Raw genomic sequence first — 15,353 nt, forward strand, 5'->3', positions numbered from 1 at the left:
GGTCCGACTGCGGACGCTCAGGTCCCGACGGCGATGCAGGCGACTGCGAACTCATATTTCCCCGGGCGGTAGACGACGGGAGGGTTCTCATTCGGACAGCAGGCGGGGACAACGCGCCCACCGCGTCAGCTTAAGACTCTCCCAGCGATCGTGAAATCGGCGTGGCGAACCGTGCGATCGATACCAGGTGGATGAACGGGCGGTCAGTTACCGAGACCGGGCGCAGGCAGCAGTCCCGCACCCAGCGGCGCGACGGGCGCGGTGTGCGTCGGTCGGGCCGGTGGCACCGCCGTCGGGGGAACCGATGGCGCCGACGCCGCAGGAGCGCCCGCGGAGCCGTTGATCGATTGCGGCACGATCTCCGGCGAGGGGGTGTCGGTGGTCTGGGAGGCCACGGGCGCGACGGGATCCGGGGTGGCACCCATGTCGTAGGCCTTCGGCGCCGAAGCGCCGATGCCTGCACTCGCGCCGCCCACGTTGCTCTCCGCCCCGAAGGTGGCGTTGCCTTGGATGCGCTCCGGTTGTTCGACGGGGATGACCAGTGCCACCGCGCCGAGAACCAGGCCGGAGACGACCACGCCCGCGCTGTTGCGCATCCGGCGTTCCATCCCCTTGACGCGCTCCTGGCCCGCCCGGCGACCACCGCCGAGGACACTGTCGCCCTCGCCCAGTCGGGGGCCGGAGCCCAGCTGTGCCCCGGAGCCGAACGTGGTGGCGCTCGACTGAGCGACGGATCTGGCCGACCGGGAGGTCGATCGCACGGCGACGAACTGGCCGTCCGAGGTCACCGCCAGCTCATCTGGTCCCGGCGGGAGGTCGGCATGCTGTGGGATGGCGCACAGCGCTTCGAGAAGCCCTACCGGCATCATCGGGGCCGCCGCCGAGCGGACCGCCGTCCGCGCCTGTCGTTGGGCGGTGGCCCGCCCGGAACAGGTCGGGCAGCGGGCGAGGTGGCTGACTGCGCGGTCGTGTGCGGATGGGGAGAGTTCTCCGTCCACCAACGCGACGAGCGCGTCGAGAGCCAGATGCTGCTCCGGCAGCGCAAAACCGCGCAGTTCCGTCATACGGATGCCTCCTGGGCACGCTCACGACGATGCTCAAGGGCGTCCTTCAATGCCTGACGCCCACGATGGATTCTGCTCCGAACTGTACCCAGCTTCACCCCGAGAGTGGCGCCGATCTCCTCGTAGGAGAGACCTTCGACATCGCACAGCACGACGGCCGCCCGGAACTCCGGCGGCAGCGCATCGAGCGCGGCCTGGAGATCGGGATCCAGGTGCATCGAGCTGTAGACCTCCTCCGGGCTCGGCCCACCGCCGGGCAGCCGGTCGGTGTCCTCCGGTAGGCCCTCCATGCGCAGCCGCGCACGCCTGCGAGCCATGTCGAGGAAGAGGTTGGTGGTGATGCGATGCAGCCATCCCTCGAAGGTGCCGGGTTTGTACGAGGCCAGCGAGCGGAAGACCCTGATGAAGGTCTCTTGGGTCAGATCCTCGGCGTCGTGCTGGTTGCCGGTCAGTCTGAACGCCAGTCGGTACACCCGATCAGCGTGCTGCTGCACGACCTCCGCCCAGGTCGGCGGGGTCCATTCGGTCGCCTGGTCATTCGACAGGCTCACCACCGGACCGGCCGTTTCAGTGCTCGAGTGTGCTGGCATCGTCGGACAGGACACCTCCTCAGGGCTGTACTTGCCCCTTGTAACGTCGGATCGACCCACGGTGTTCCCGAGTCGCGAGAGAACCCGGTGAGTGGCTTGGGGCCGTCCCACCTGTTCTGCCTCCATTACTCTGCGCCACCCAGGTGAGACAAGGATGAGAACGTCCTGAGAGCAGCCTGAGAAGCCGGGTGAGGGGCCCCTTTCTGGCGCGTTCCTCTGTTTTCCAGAGCCACGCCGCTAACCTCCTATCCTGTGACACCCGAGACGCCGATCGCCGCAGCAGACGCGGTTCAGGACTACGTTGCGGCGTACCTCGCGCAAGACGAGGTGTTGGCCGCGGCTCGGACGCGCGGGATCGAACTCGGATGTGCACCCATCAGCCTCGGTACCGGCGCCGCATTGCGGTTCCTGACCACCGCGTTGCAGGCCAGGGCGGTGGTCGAGGTGGGTACCGGCACCGGTGTGAGCGGGCTGTGCCTGCTGCGCGGCATGGCCCCCGACGGAGTGCTGACCTCCATCGACGTCGATCCCGAGTACCAGCGGGTCGCCCGGCGGGTGTTCGCCGATGCCGCGCTGCCCTCCGGTCGCACCCGCCTGATCATGGGACGCGGTCTCGAGGTGCTACCCCGGCTCGCCGATGGCGCCTACGACCTGATGTTCGTCGGCAGCACGATCAGCGACTACCCGCTGTATCTGGAGGAGGCGCTGCGGTTGCTTCGACCCGGCGGGGTGCTGGTCCTGGACAACATGCTCGATCCGGAACTGCTCGCGGCGGTGGACGACCGCGATCCCGAGGCGCAGGCCCTGCTCGAGGTCGCCAGGACGGTCCGGTCCGACGAGCGGCTGGCCCCGTTGCTGTTGCCGCTGGGCGATGGGCTTCTGTTGGCCGCCAAGGCACCCTGATCGAGCGAGCGCTCAGCGTTCGGCGCGGGCGCCCTTGCCGAGTACGACCACTCCGCCGCTGCTGACGGTGTAGGACTCGCGATCTCTGGCGGAGTCGACACCGATCGCAGCGCCGGGGCCGATCACCACGTTCTTGTCCAGGATCGCCCGTCGCACCACGGCACCCCGCCCGATCCGCACACCCGGCAACAGCACACTGTCCTCGACGATCGCACCGTCGTCGACCATCACGTCCGCGCTGACCACCGAGCCTCGGATATCGGCGCCTGAGATGACCGAACCGGGGCCCACCATCGACTCGCGGGCGGTGCCGTGTTCGATGAACTTGGCGGGCGGCAACGGCGGCGTCGCGGTTCGAATCGGCCACTGCTGGTTGTAGAGATTGAAGACCGGATGGACCGAGACCAGGTCGCGATGCGCGTCGTAGTAGGCGTCCAATGTCCCCACATCGCGCCAATATCCGTGATCGCGTTCGGTGGAACCCGGTACATGGTTGTCCCCGAAGTCATACACGGCGGCGAGTCCGCGATCCACCAACATCGGGATGATGTCGCCGCCCATGTCGTGCACCGAATCCGGATCGGCGGCATCGGCACGCAGGGCATCGAGCAGGACCTCGGTGGAGAAGACGTAATTACCCATGGAGGCGAAAGTGACCTCCGGGTCGTCCGGCACGTGCGGTGGTTCGGCTGGTTTCTCCAAGAATCGGGTGATCCGGCCCGATGCGTCGGAGTCGATACAGCCGAATGCCTTGGCCTCGTTGCGCGGAACCCGGATGCCTGCCACCGTGACGCCCGCGCCGGATTCGATGTGTTGTCGAACCATCTGTTCGGGATCCATCCGGTACACGTGATCGGCACCGAAAACGACGATGTGGTCCGGATGCTCGTCGTAGACGAGGTTCAGGCTCTGATAGATCGCGTCGGCGCTGCCCGTGTACCAGCGGGGACCGAGTCGCTGCTGCGCCGGAACCGGGGTGATGTAGTCGCCGAGCACGCCGGAGAGTCGCCAGGTGGTGGAGATGTGTCGGTCCAGCGAGTGCGATTTGTACTGGGTGAGTACGCAGAGCCGCACATAACCGGCGTTCACCAGGTTCGACAACACGAAGTCGACGAGCCGGTAATTACCTCCGAACGGCACCGCGGGCTTCGCCCGGTCTGCGGTCAAGGGCCACAGTCGTTTGCCCTCACCGCCTGCGAGCACGATCCCGAGTACGCTCGGCTGCGCTTTCACGATCACCGACCCTAGTCGTCTCGGCGCCGGTCTATCCAGTCCAGAGCGCCTCGGGTTCTTCGAGTTCTCATGGAAGCATTCACCCGTTCACCAGGCTGCGCCCATCCGCGTGAGGCATCTAGTGTCGCGTGCTGTGCGCATCGGACTGATGACCCGTGAATATCCGCCGGACGTCTATGGCGGTGCAGGAGTCCACGTCGGCTTCCTCGTCCCGAGACTTCGGGAAATGATCGAAGTGGATGTGCATTGTTTCGGCGAGCCACGAGCAGAAGCGCAGGCGCATCGACCCGATTCCGGGCTGGCCGGAGCCAACGCCGCGTTGCAGGCGCTCTCCGTGGATCTGTCCATGACCCAGGCTGCGGGCTCGGTGGATCTCGTCCATTCCCACACCTGGTACGCGAACCTGGCCGGCCAGCTGTCCGCGCTGCTGTACGGCATCCCGCATGTGGTGACGGCGCACTCGCTGGAGCCGAGAAGACCGTGGAAGGCCGAACAACTCGGCGGCGGCTATCGGCTCTCCTCCTGGGTGGAACGCAATGCCTACGAGTCGGCCGACGCGGTGATCGCGGTCAGCGACGCGATGCGGACCGACGTGCTGGACTGTTATCCGAGCCTGGCACCGGATCGGGTTCACGTGGTGCGCAACGGCATCGACACCGACACCTACCACCCGGTGACGGAGACGGACGCCTTGCGGGCGATGGGCGTCGATCCCGATCGACCCACGGTGGCCTTCGTCGGCCGGATCACCCGGCAGAAGGGCGTCGCGCACCTGGTGGCCGCCGCGCATCACATCGATCCGGCAGCGCAGATCGTGCTGTGTGCGGGCGCCCCGGACACACCGGAGATCGGGGCGGAGATCGAACGAGCGGTCGCCGAGCTCGCCGCCGTCCGGCCCGGGGTCGTCTGGATACAGCGGATGCTCGAACCCGCCGAGGTCCGGCAGGTGCTGAGTCATGCCACGGTCTTCGTCTGTCCGTCGGTCTACGAACCGCTGGGCATCGTCAATCTCGAGGCGATGGCCTGCGGGACCTCGGTGGTGGCCTCCGATGTCGGTGGCATCCCCGAGGTCGTCGACCACGAGAGGACCGGGCTGCTGGTCCATTTCGACGAGAACGACACCGAGACCTTCCAACGCGGACTGGCGGATGCGGTGAACACCGTGCTGGCCGATCCGGACCGCGCGACGGCGATGGGCCGGGCGGGCAGGCAACGGGCGGTGACGGAGTTCACCTGGGCGGGGGTGGCCGAACAGACCGTGCGGGTCTACCGCGCGGCGCTGGGCCGCAGCGACGGAGCCTGAGCCCGGTCCGTCGAACGCCGTTGGGCGACGGCGGCCAACATCGCCGCCACTGCGGCCAGCAGCAGCCAGCCGACCACCACGACGACCAGTCCGGTCCAGCCGAACCGGCCGTAGGCCACGCCGCCGACGGCACCGCCGACGCTGCTGCCGAGGTAGTAGGCCAAGAGGTAGAGCGCCGGGGCCTGAGTCCGGGCCCGGCCGGACGCCCGGCTGCCCACCCAGCCGCTGGCGACCGCGTGCGCGGCGAAGAAGCCGCCGGTGAGCAGGCCGAGGCCGATGAGGATCGGTGCAAGGTGGTCGGGCACGGTCAGCAGCACGCCGACCAGGGTGATCCCGAGCCCGCCGATCAGCACCCCTGGCCTGCCCAGGCGGTCGGCGGCGCGGCCTGCGGTGGCGGAGCTGACGCTGCCGATCGCGTAGGCGAGGAACACCAGGGCGACCACGGCCGGTGCCAGCAGGAACGGCGGCTCGAGCAGGCGGAAGCCGAGGACGTTGTAGAGCGAGACGAAGCCGCCGGTGCCGAGCGCGGCGACGATGTAGGGGCCGTAGAGCACCGGGTCGGTCAAGGCGGCGCGCAGTCCGCCGACGACCTCGGCGAACCGGAGTGGCGCAGGCCGGGGGCCACTCGACGCCGGGAGCGCCAGTACGAAGACCACCGCGCAGGCAGCCGCGAGCGCGGTCACCGCCCACAGACCGATGCGCCAGTTCGTCAGATCGGCGAGCACCCCGGTCAGGAGCCTGCCGGACATCCCGCCCAGGCTGTTGCCCGCCACGTAGAGGCCGATCGCGGCGCCGAGTCCGGCGGACCGGGTCTCCTCGGCGAGATAGGCCATCGCGACGGAGGCCAGGCCCGCGACGGCCAAGCCCTGCAACGCCCGCAACGTGATCAGCATCGGGAACGAGCCCGCCAGCGGGACCACAGCGCCGATCAACACCGCCGCCACCACCGAGGCGATCATGACCGGTCGGCGACCGATGGCCTGCGAGAGCACCGCCAACGGGATGAGGCCGATCGCCAGACCGCCGGTGCCCGCCGAGATGGCCAGCGAGGCGCCGCCCGGACCGAGGCCGTATTGATCGGCGAATTGCGGCAACACGGGTTGCACGGCGTAGAGCAGCGCGAACACCGCGAAACCCGCGACCAGCATCGCCAGCCCGATTCGGCGGGAACGACGAGCATCGGTGCCGGGCGTCGTCTCCGCAGCCCGGCCCGCGCGGGGACCATCGGTGACTGCGGGACCAGCGGCATCAGATGCGGAGGCGAACACGACATCCGACGCTAGGCCGCTTCAACAACCTCGTCCAATGAATGTTTCTACGATTTACCATGCAGAAATGGATGATTCTGCCGGGCTGCTGGCCCGCAAGCTCGCGCCGAGGTTGGCCCTGTTGCGCGCGGTAGCCAGTGAGACACACGTCACCAGGGTCGCCGAGCTGCTCGGTGTCCCGCAGCCGACGGTCAGCCGGTGGCTCGCCAAGCTCAGCGCCGACCTCGGTACCCCGGTCGTGGTGCGCTCTGGTCGCGGCATCCGGCTCACCAGGGCGGGCGAGCTGCTCGCCGAGGCGGCAGGACACGCGCTCGCCGCATTGGAACCGGGCTGTCGCCGAGCGCTCGACGAGGCGGATCCGGAACGCGGCCTGGTGGCGTTGGCCTTCCTACACACCCTGGGCGGGGTGCAGGTGCCCGAACTGCTCCGAGGCTTCCGCGCGCAACGTCCCTCGGTGCGCTTCACCCTCGCGCAGGCTCCGAGCGCCACGATCCTGTCCCAACTACGCAGCGGTGTGGTCGATCTCGGACTCACCTCGCCCATGCCCACCGACGTCGCCGACCTGCGCTCCGCACCGCTGTTCGAGCAACCGCTGGTGGTGGCCGTGGCGACCGGTCATCGACTCGCGCGGCGCAAGGTCATCCGGCTCGCCGAACTGGCCGACGAGCAGTTCGTCGGCCTCGAACCAGGGTTCGGGCTCCGTCTCCTGACCGATGAACTCTGCGCGGCCGCCGGATTCGTGCCCAAACTGGCCTTCGCCGGTCAGGAAACGGACACGGTGCGCGGCATGGTCGCCGCCGAACTCGGGATCGCCGTGGTGCCCGCCTCCGACGGCACGCCGCCGCCGGGGGTCGTGGAGATCACCCTGAGCCCCCGGTCGGCGCGCACCATCGGGGTGGTCTGGCTTGCCGGGCGTCCGATGACCTCGGCTGTCCGGGCCTTCCGCGATTTCGCTATCGCGACGCGCCCTCGCCCGTCGACGGGCCGACCACCGGCCACCCTGGGCCCGCAGCCCCGCCTGTGACGCCGCCTGGGCCACCGGGACGACCCCGGCGGCCCACCGGCGCCCATCGGGCGTCGGCGACCGTCTCAGGAGTTCTGAGACGGCACCTGCGCGGCGGCCAACTCGATCAGGGTCCGCGCGGCGAAGCCGGTGGCGCCGGGGACGACCTCGGCGTAGACCCGGTCGGCTCTGGCAGGCCCCGCGATGTCGAGGTGCGCCCAGGGCAGTTCGCCGACGAACTCCTGTAGGAACAGCGCCGCCATGATGCCGCCCGGTCCGGGCGGGCCCTGCCGGACGTCCGCCCATTCGCCGTGCACGTCCTCGGCGTGGTCGTCGAGCAACGGCATCCGCCACCACGCCTCGCCGACCCGATCGCCCGCCGCTGCGAGGGACTCCGTGAGTGCGTCGTCGGAGCCGAAGAGGCCGCCGGTACGCAGGCCGAGCGAGACCTTCATCGCGCCGGTCAGGGTCGCGACGTCCACCAGCGCGGTGGGTTCGAGCCGCTCGACCGCATAGGCCAGCGCGTCGGCCAGAACGAGCCTGCCCTCGGCGTCGGTGTTGGTGATCTCGCTGGTGCGGCCGCCGAAGTGCGTGACGACGTCGCCGGGACGATAGGCCGCCCCGGACACGTGGTTCTCCGCAGCGGGAACCAGCCCGGTGACCCGAATCGGCAGGTTCAACGCTGCGATACCGACGAGTGCGGCGATCACCGAGGCGCCGCCCGACATGTCGGTGCGCATGAGGTGCATGCCGTCTGCGGGCTTGATCGACAGGCCGCCGGTGTCGAAGGTGATGCCCTTGCCGACCAGCACCAGGTGTGGTCCCTCGGCGACGCCTGCGGGCCGCCATTCGAGTTCGATCAGCCGGGGCGGGGTCGCCGAGCCGCCACCGACGGCCAGCACGCCGCCGAAGCCCTGCTCGGCGAGCCAGTGCTCGTCGCGGGCTACGACGTGCAGGTCGGGATGCACCGCGCTCGCCGTGAGCGCCTGCTCGGCCAGCCAGCCGGGGTTCTTCACATTCGAGGGCGCGTTGGCGAGGTCCCGGGCTAGGGAGGTGGCCGAGGCGAGGGTCGCCGCCTTGGCCACGGCGGCCTGCAGCGTCGCGACGTCCTCGGTCTTACCGTCGTCCTCGCCTGCGGGAACGGCGAAGGTGACGGCCGAGATCCGCGCAGGCCGGTCCTTCCCGGTCACGGTGAACCGGTAGCCGCCCAGGCTCACGCCGAGGCTCAGCTCGGTGATCTCGTCGGAGCCGATGGTGGCGGGCAATCCGATGGTGAGCTCGGTCGTCACGTCGGGCGCCACATCGAGTTCCTCGGCGCGGCTCGCCTGCTCCGCGACCGCGCGCAGCAACGCGGCTCCACCCGAACGCCAGTCGGCGGGCGAAGCCGAACCGACGCCGAAGAGCCACTGTGGACCATTGTCCAGTTCGATTCGCTCGACCTGGCCGACCTTGCCGGTGAACCCCGCGACCCGAAGGCGGGCGCCCGCCTCGCGGAGGTGTTCGGCACCGAGGGCGGGCAACGGCGCCGAGGCCTCGGTGTCGCCGGTGTGGCTGGTGTGCGCGGCCGAGAACACCGGCCACGCCTGGACCGACGTGGCTGCCGGATCCAGGTCGCCTACCAGCCCGAGCCGGGGCGTCAACGCGGGAACTTCGGGCATGGTGTCGACGGACAACGGACTTCCTACTTCCGAATTCAGTCAGTGGGACAGTCGAAGGCCCCGGCGTCCTTGGCGAGGAAGCCGGGGCCGGGGCTCCGCTGAGCTAGGTCAGACCGACCACGGCAGGATGGCCGCATCGGCTTCGCCTCATCCGGCGGTGGCCTTCAGTGCATCGCCAAGGTTGCTGGCCTCCTCTGCCGACATCTCGACGACGAGGCGCCCACCACCCTCGAGCGGGACCCGCATCACGATGCCGCGCCCCTCCTTGGTGACCTCGAGGGGACCGTCGCCGGTCCGGGGCTTCATGGCCGCCATAGCGTGCTCCCTCCATCAACACTTCCCCGCCCGACGCACCGCACCGCTCGTCGGGCACGCGAGCATTCTCCCCCATCTGGACGCAAGCGTGAAACCGAACCGCTGGCTTGGCATCGCAGAGCGTGTGCACAGAGACCTGGTAGTGCGGGCAAACGGGTGTCAGACTCGGGTGTCGTGCGAGCTCGGTCAGCATTGTTCGATCTCTTCGGCGGCCACCTTCGAGCCCGGGGCGGCCTCGCGCCGATCGCTGCCCTGGTGCGGCTGCTGGAGCCTCTCGGATTCACCTCGCCCGCCGTGCGCACCGCTGTGTCCAGAACAGTGCGTCAGGGCTGGTTGGAGCCGGTTCGGCTGCCTGGCGGGCCGGGCTATCGGCTGACGTCCAAGGCGGAACGACGGCTCGACGAGGCTGCCGCGCGGATCTATCGAACCCGTCCCGACGACTGGGATGGACGCTGGCACATCGTGGTGTTGGAGGAGCTGCCGGCCCGCGAGTCGCGAGATCGACTCACCTCGTCACTCCGACTGTTGGGCTACGGCGAACTTGGTCCCGTGACCTGGGTCGCACCCCGGCCCGCCAACGAGTTGACGGACGTCTTGGCGGTGGAATCGACCCGAGCCCACAGCTTCCTAGGCACCCATCAGGGTGACGACGGGGAACTGGCGCGTCGCGCGTGGAACCTCGACGCCCTGGCCGAGGACTACCTGGCCTTCATCCAGGCGTGGGAGGGCCGGATCACCACCGTGAACGAGGCCGACGATGCCGCGTCTTTCGCGGCGAGCCTCGAGCTGTTGCACGCTTGGCGCGGTTTCCTCTTCCGCGACCCGGGCCTTCCTGGCACCGTCCTCCCTCAGGAATGGGGTGGCGACCTCGCTGCCGAGTTCTTCGACCGACACACCGCTCGGTTGGCCCCGGCAGCGGACCGATTCGTCGGGTCGTGCCTGGCGAACCCCGCAGGACCGTAGCCGACCTTCACCTGACCAGGGCGAACGGCGGCAGGACTAGGAAAGGAAGGCCATCGTGCTCGATCGACCGGTGTCCACCAGCCCGACCGATGACCACCACACCGCCGCCACCCCGGCCGGCGAGAGTTCCTCGGTCCACGGCAGCGGATCGACCGCGCCTGCGCAGCCGCAGCACCCGACGGACCCCGGTAAGCCGCTCTTACTGATCGAGGACGACGGCGGAGTCCGGACGCTGACCTTCAATCGCCCGGCCGCTTTCAATTCCCTGACCGTGCAGCTGAAGAACGATCTGCTGGTGGCGCTGCGCGACACCGCCGTCGACACCTCGGTTCGCGCGGTGGTTCTCACCGGGGCGGGCCGCGCGTTCTGCGCGGGCCAGGATCTCCGCGAGCACATCGCGCTGCTCCAAGCGGGCGACGAGGCCCCGCTGCGCACCGTGGAGGAGCACTACAACCCGCTGGTCGAGCTCATCACGACGATGCCGAAACCCGTCATCGCCGCGGTGAACGGCACGGCGGCGGGCGCCGGGGCCTCGTTGGCGTACGCGGCCGATCTGCGGATCGCGGATCGCTCCGCGAAGTTCCTGATGGCTTTCGCGGGGGTCGGGCTCACCGCCGACTCCGGTGCCTCTTGGACGCTTCCCCGGCTGATCGGTTACGGCCGGGCGATGGAGATGATGTTGTTCGGGAAGCCCGTGCAGGCCGAGGAGGCGCTGCGGATCGGGATGATCAACCGACTGGTCGAGGACGGCGAGTCGGTGTCGACCGCGCACGAGCTGGCCAAGCAGTTGGCCGCAGGACCCACCACCGCGTACTTCAAGATCAAGCAGGCCATGCGCGCCTCGGCATCCGCCGAGCTCACCGAGGCGCTCGCCACGGAGGCCAGGACACAGAGCGAGGCCGGGCAGACCGCCGATCATCGGGAAGCGGTTGATGCGTTCGTGACCAAGCGCGAGGCGCGATTCCTCGGACGCTGATCGCGGACACGGGTTCTCTCGACTCCGGCGGCGCGGCAGATGGGCGACATTTCGAGCCCGCCGCGCCGCCACACTCGAGAGAATCGTTGAAAAATCAGCTAGCGCCCCTCGATACGCCTTCCGGTGAACACGTCCGCCGATTACTGAATTAAATTCATATACCGGCGCGCGGATATCACCATCGCCAACACGATGACCGCGCTATCAGGCATTCGAGCAGTTCAGAGGCCTCTTCGGGCGCAGGGAGGACGTCGTGTTCGGCCGCTCCGAACGCTTCCCGACCAACACTTCGGGCAAAATGGGACGTTTCTTCCTCCATCATGCCCCGATCCCGCGCCCACTCGGTGGATACTCGGCATGCACTGACACGGAAGCCGAAATGAAAATTGCAGCGTCGGCCGGACTATCCCGGCCCGATGCGTATCAAGGGGCGGCACGCGATGGACATCGAGAGCGACGGATCGGAAATTCCGCACACCCGATACGAGGGTTATTCGCTGCAAGAGAAATTCGACTGGTTGCGCGGCGGCTCCGGCTCGGCGGCCGCCGAGCAGGTGCGGGCGGCGTTGAGCAGGCTCGCCGCCGCCATGGCGGAATCCGATCAAGCCCTGCGAGCCGCACTGCGCCCACTCGGCGCCGACTGGCAGGGTTCGGCCGCCGATTCGCTGAGCGCGACCGGCACCGCGACCTCCGCCTGGGTACTGGCCGGTGGCGATGCCGTCCAACTCGGCAGCAGTACGGCCGACACCGCCGGGGCGGGCTTCGTCACGGCCCGGCTGCTCGTGGAACAACCCGACTCGGCCGGGGGGCAGGGCAACGACGCCACCGTCGATGTATTCCTCGGGCCGTGGGGCGGGCACACAGATCTCACCGTGGCCGCCGAGATCGAGCGCGGCCGGGAGGACGCGGCGAATCGTTCGCTGTATGCCTACGAGGACACCCTGCGCGAGGCAGTGCGGACCCTGCCTCCGCTGGGGCCGCCGCCCGGTCTGGCCATCACCGTCACCGGGCCGAACGGGGGCGACGCGGCATCCTCGGTGGTCCGGCAATCGGGGTCGGCGACCGAGACGGCCGTCGGGGTGGCCGTCGAGGCAGGCCAGTCGACTACGGGCGTGTTCGCGCACCCCGCCGTCGATGGGCTTTCCGAACTCGGCCCGCAGACGGTCCGGGTGTCGGCGCTGGGCATCGAGGTGGCCGTCGACGTCGACCCGCAGGCACTTGCCGACAGCACGCCCTCCGCCGAAGAACCATCTGCCGCCGCACCACCCGTCGCCGCACCGCAGCAGCCCGAGACAGTGCCACCGGCCGTCCCATCGAGCGGCCCCGACGTCGAGACCGCAGGCACCGGGGTCGCCGCCCCCTCGCCGCAGCCGCCTGCGCAGCCGCACACCGGCGCGGTGAGCAACATCGGAGCGGGTGGCAGCGGAGTCGGAGTCGTCGGCGCACCCGCGTACCGAATCGATGCCTACGCGCCGATTCGCAGCGCCGAGGGCCCCCTGGTCTGGGACGGCCGTCGACGCATCACCGGCGCGGTCTCGGAGGCGCCCGGTCAGCTTCGAGGCATCGACGCACCCGACGACGCACACCGGAGTTGGGTTGGTCCCACCATCGACCGGGCAGGCGGAACAGCCGTTGTCGGCAGCACCGCGTCGGAGTCCGAGGGCTCGACGGCCCTGTCGCCCACGACCGCCACCGGGTGGGACAGCAGCGGACTCGCCGCCATCGGCGGAGTGCCGTACGCCACCGGGGAGGCAGGCGGGTGGTCCGGCAGGCGACGCACCCAGCGGATCGAGGACGATGGCGATCGGCCGATCGACGTGACGAACTCACGGTTCGAGCCGGTTCTGGATCCCCCGATCGCCGAGGCGGGCGCCGAGAGCGGCTCGGCGACGCGAACGCGAGGCAGCGGCCGCGATTCCGTCGACGGCCGTCCCCGTGCCTCGGGGACGCAGGACGCGGACCTGCTCGACCCGGCATTGGCGCCGTCCGGGGTGCACACGGTGGCTCCCGCCGTGTTCGGTGTCGACGCATCCGGGGCCTCGGTATGACCGCCGCCCGGCTCGCAGAGTCGTTCCTGATCTCCGTGGCGGAGTTCGATGCCTGCTGGGAGATTCTCCGCCTCGGCGAGCCGCCCGCGCAGCTCGCCATCCCGAGCCCGGGACGAACGAGGGCGGCGCGCCGTGAGCTGCTCGTGGCGCGCATGGCTGAACTCGCGCAACGCGACCTGGCCGCGCAGGGCGAACCGACCCCGGCGCTCGCGGCCGACCTGGAAACGCTGGCCCACCCGCAGGAGGCGGTGGACGCTCACCTGCTGCTCCCCCAGCCGATCAACGCGGTCGGTGCGATCCGACACGGCAGAGGCGCACTCGCCGCCCGCAGCGGCGATCGAGTGTGGATCGGGACGATGACACCGCAGCAGCTGATCCCGGAACTGGTCGCTTTGGCGGGTGATGTGCCGCCGGGCCCCGGCGAGTCGGCCAGCGTGCGAGCCGAGGTATTGCCGGACGCGGCGCGGCGCGCGGACGGGGATCCGCACGTCATGGCGGAGGAACTCATCGCCCGAGGCGAACGCCCCACGCCCGCCGCGATGCTCGCCCAGATGGCACACCGCCCGATCCGGCAGGGCCAGTTCGGGGCAAGCGTCCGCACGGCGTCCGGAGTACGCAGGCGGGCCGCGCGGCTGGTCACCTTCCACGACACCCAGGCAGGCAGGTATCTCCAGGTCCGGCGCGGCATGGGCCGCGATGAGTGGGTGACGATGACCCCGGCCGACAACGGCAAGATCGTGCACGCGCTGCGGGAGCTGGTCGAGGAGGCTGGTTGAGGCTCGCTCGGCGGTGGGCGTCGCCGCCCCGGTCGCGGCGAGTCCGTTTGGACTCGCCGCGTGCAGGCGTTCGGCCGGGAGCTCGGTTCGGTCGGGTGGGGGCGATCAGCACCGTCGCCGGGGTAACCGCCCCGATCTGACTCCCGCGAGGAAGGCGACGAAGGAGCCGCCGGTCAGGGTTAGCATCCCGCCGTCCGGGTTCTTACTGTCGCGGAGTCGAACCAGAGCGGAACCCTGCCTCGCGGTGGCGTCATCTATCCGCCAACGAACTTCCACGCAGTCGGTCTGCCCGCTTGCCGACGCTGTCCGCCAACCATCCGTGGGTTCATTCATCGTCGAGGTCCTCCAGCTCGCCCAACATCTCAGCAATGAAATCTAGAGAACGGGCAGGCGACATCGCACCAGCACGTAGCCGAGGGCATAGCTCGACGTAATCGCGCACGTCTGGCCCCGAATACAGGTACAAGGGCGCCCGATAATGCTCCAAATGGACGATCGGGCCCTGTGTCTTGAAACTGAGCAGTAGGAACGCGCCAACCGGCGGTAGCACAGCGCTCGGGCCAATCGGGTCAACCCGCACGGTCACGTTGGGCAGTTCTGCCATCGCGAGGATATGAGCGAGCTGGTCTGCAGCCACCGTCCGGCCACCGATCACGCTTCTCAGCGCGGTCTCCCCAACGACAACATCCAGCTCGACGGGCGACCTCTTCGTCAGAAGTTCGCGACGTCCGAGACGAATTCCGACGCGGTTCTCGATCTCCGATTCGGATATACCGATAGCAGGCATCAAGGCACGCGCGTAGGCGCCAGTCTGAAGTAGGCCTGGAATGAGCAACGGCGCCGCGCAGAAGATCCCAGTAGCGGTTCGCTCGTATTGCAAGAGCGTCCTCAGCTCCTTATGGACACCCGGTATTCCCGGCAGGAGCAGGTTCTCCTGCGGCGCATGGCGTGCGAGCTCGATGACTCGTTCGAAGTCGTCGTGACTGGCCCCGAGCGCGCCAAGAAGGCGGGCCACGGATTCAACCTGCGGTACTCGCTCGCCCCGCTCCCAACGGCTGATCGTTCCGTATGCGATTCCCAGCTCGTTGGCCAGCTCTCGAACCGAGCGCCCGGTGGCATTACGCAGAGCGCGCAACTCGGCGCCGAGTTCGCGAGCGCCCGGGCTTCCACCGTTGATCACCATGCCGGAAGCCTACGAGTTTGCCCAGCCGATCAATGAACACCTGATCGGGGAATTGCCCCGCTTGCGTCCG

At 69.2% G+C, this 15,353-nt stretch carries 15 protein-coding genes; 7 read left to right on the forward strand and 8 right to left on the reverse strand.

Annotation, left to right across the window (positions count from 1 at the left end; genetic code table 11):
* Nucleotides 1-203: 203 nt before the first annotated feature.
* A complete protein-coding gene (locus BKA25_RS22555; RefSeq protein ID WP_069846840.1) occupies nt 204-1,064 on the reverse strand; it encodes an anti-sigma factor family protein in 861 nt (286 codons plus the stop codon).
* Nucleotides 1,061-1,654 (reverse strand): RNA polymerase sigma factor SigE, encoded by a 594-nt coding sequence (sigE, locus tag BKA25_RS22560; protein ID WP_069853279.1) that lies wholly within the window; start codon nt 1,652-1,654, stop codon nt 1,061-1,063. The genes BKA25_RS22555 and sigE overlap by 4 nt, the downstream gene beginning before the upstream one ends.
* A 252-nt stretch (nt 1,655-1,906) precedes the next feature.
* On the opposite strand from sigE, the gene BKA25_RS22565 reads away from it, so the two are divergent.
* Entirely contained in the window at nt 1,907-2,557 is a 651-nt protein-coding gene (locus BKA25_RS22565) for an O-methyltransferase (RefSeq protein WP_069846838.1), read from the forward strand.
* 12 nt (nt 2,558-2,569) lie between these two features.
* Here BKA25_RS22565 and glgC read toward each other — a convergent pair whose 3' ends face one another.
* Complete coding sequence (glgC, locus tag BKA25_RS22570; protein ID WP_069853278.1) at nt 2,570-3,790, reverse strand: glucose-1-phosphate adenylyltransferase; 1,221 nt, start codon at nt 3,788-3,790, stop codon at nt 2,570-2,572.
* 133 nt (nt 3,791-3,923) lie between these two features.
* Here glgC and glgA point away from each other — a divergent pair, with 133 nt between their 5' ends.
* On the forward strand, nt 3,924-5,093 hold the full coding sequence (gene glgA, locus BKA25_RS22575; RefSeq protein ID WP_084643555.1) for a glycogen synthase: 1,170 nt from the start codon (nt 3,924-3,926) through the stop codon (nt 5,091-5,093).
* Here glgA and BKA25_RS22580 read toward each other — a convergent pair.
* Entirely contained in the window at nt 5,057-6,361 is a 1,305-nt protein-coding gene (locus tag BKA25_RS22580; RefSeq protein WP_236750482.1) for an MFS transporter, read from the reverse strand. The genes glgA and BKA25_RS22580 overlap by 37 nt on opposite strands.
* Nucleotides 6,362-6,428: 67 nt before the next feature.
* On the opposite strand from BKA25_RS22580, the gene BKA25_RS22585 reads away from it, so the two are divergent.
* Nucleotides 6,429-7,385, forward strand: a complete 957-nt coding sequence (locus BKA25_RS22585; protein WP_069846832.1) for a LysR family transcriptional regulator — start codon at nt 6,429-6,431, stop codon at nt 7,383-7,385.
* 65 nt (nt 7,386-7,450) lie between these two features.
* Here BKA25_RS22585 and BKA25_RS22590 read toward each other — a convergent pair whose 3' ends face one another.
* Together BKA25_RS22590 and BKA25_RS22595 are read right to left on the reverse strand one after the other, a co-directional pair.
* The gene (locus BKA25_RS22590; RefSeq protein WP_069846831.1) at nt 7,451-9,037 is read right to left on the reverse strand and encodes a leucyl aminopeptidase family protein; all 1,587 of its coding nucleotides are present in this window, start codon (nt 9,035-9,037) and stop codon (nt 7,451-7,453) included.
* Between the two features lie 132 nt (nt 9,038-9,169).
* The gene (locus BKA25_RS22595; protein WP_069846829.1) at nt 9,170-9,337 is read right to left on the reverse strand and encodes a DUF3117 domain-containing protein; all 168 of its coding nucleotides are present in this window, start codon (nt 9,335-9,337) and stop codon (nt 9,170-9,172) included.
* A gap of 174 nt (nt 9,338-9,511) precedes the next feature.
* Here BKA25_RS22595 and BKA25_RS22600 point away from each other — a divergent pair, with 174 nt between their 5' ends.
* The 4 genes from BKA25_RS22600 (at nt 9,512) to BKA25_RS22615 (ending at nt 14,100) form a co-directional block, all read left to right on the forward strand.
* Complete coding sequence (locus tag BKA25_RS22600; protein ID WP_069846828.1) at nt 9,512-10,300, forward strand: PaaX family transcriptional regulator; 789 nt, start codon at nt 9,512-9,514, stop codon at nt 10,298-10,300.
* Between the two features lie 202 nt (nt 10,301-10,502).
* Nucleotides 10,503-11,276, forward strand: coding sequence for an enoyl-CoA hydratase-related protein (locus BKA25_RS22605; protein WP_069853277.1), 774 nt, complete (start codon nt 10,503-10,505; stop codon nt 11,274-11,276).
* A 416-nt stretch (nt 11,277-11,692) separates the two neighbouring features.
* The gene (locus BKA25_RS22610; RefSeq protein WP_069846826.1) at nt 11,693-13,324 is read left to right on the forward strand and encodes a hypothetical protein; all 1,632 of its coding nucleotides are present in this window, start codon (nt 11,693-11,695) and stop codon (nt 13,322-13,324) included.
* Entirely contained in the window at nt 13,321-14,100 is a 780-nt protein-coding gene (locus BKA25_RS22615) for an ESX secretion-associated protein EspG (protein WP_069846824.1), read from the forward strand. The genes BKA25_RS22610 and BKA25_RS22615 overlap by 4 nt, the downstream gene beginning before the upstream one ends.
* Before the next feature lie 105 nt (nt 14,101-14,205).
* Here the strand turns inward: BKA25_RS22615 and BKA25_RS22620 are convergent, their stop codons facing one another.
* Both BKA25_RS22620 and BKA25_RS22625 read right to left on the reverse strand, forming a co-directional pair.
* Nucleotides 14,206-14,433 (reverse strand): DUF397 domain-containing protein, encoded by a 228-nt coding sequence (locus tag BKA25_RS22620; RefSeq protein ID WP_084642537.1) that lies wholly within the window; start codon nt 14,431-14,433, stop codon nt 14,206-14,208.
* Nucleotides 14,426-15,283, reverse strand: coding sequence for a helix-turn-helix domain-containing protein (locus BKA25_RS22625; protein ID WP_069846823.1), 858 nt, complete (start codon nt 15,281-15,283; stop codon nt 14,426-14,428). The genes BKA25_RS22620 and BKA25_RS22625 overlap by 8 nt, the downstream gene beginning before the upstream one ends.
* Nucleotides 15,284-15,353 lie beyond the last annotated feature (70 nt).

It is taken from the genome of Actinoalloteichus hymeniacidonis, assembly GCF_014203365.1.
GTDB lineage: Bacteria > Actinomycetota > Actinomycetes > Mycobacteriales > Pseudonocardiaceae > Actinoalloteichus_A > Actinoalloteichus_A hymeniacidonis.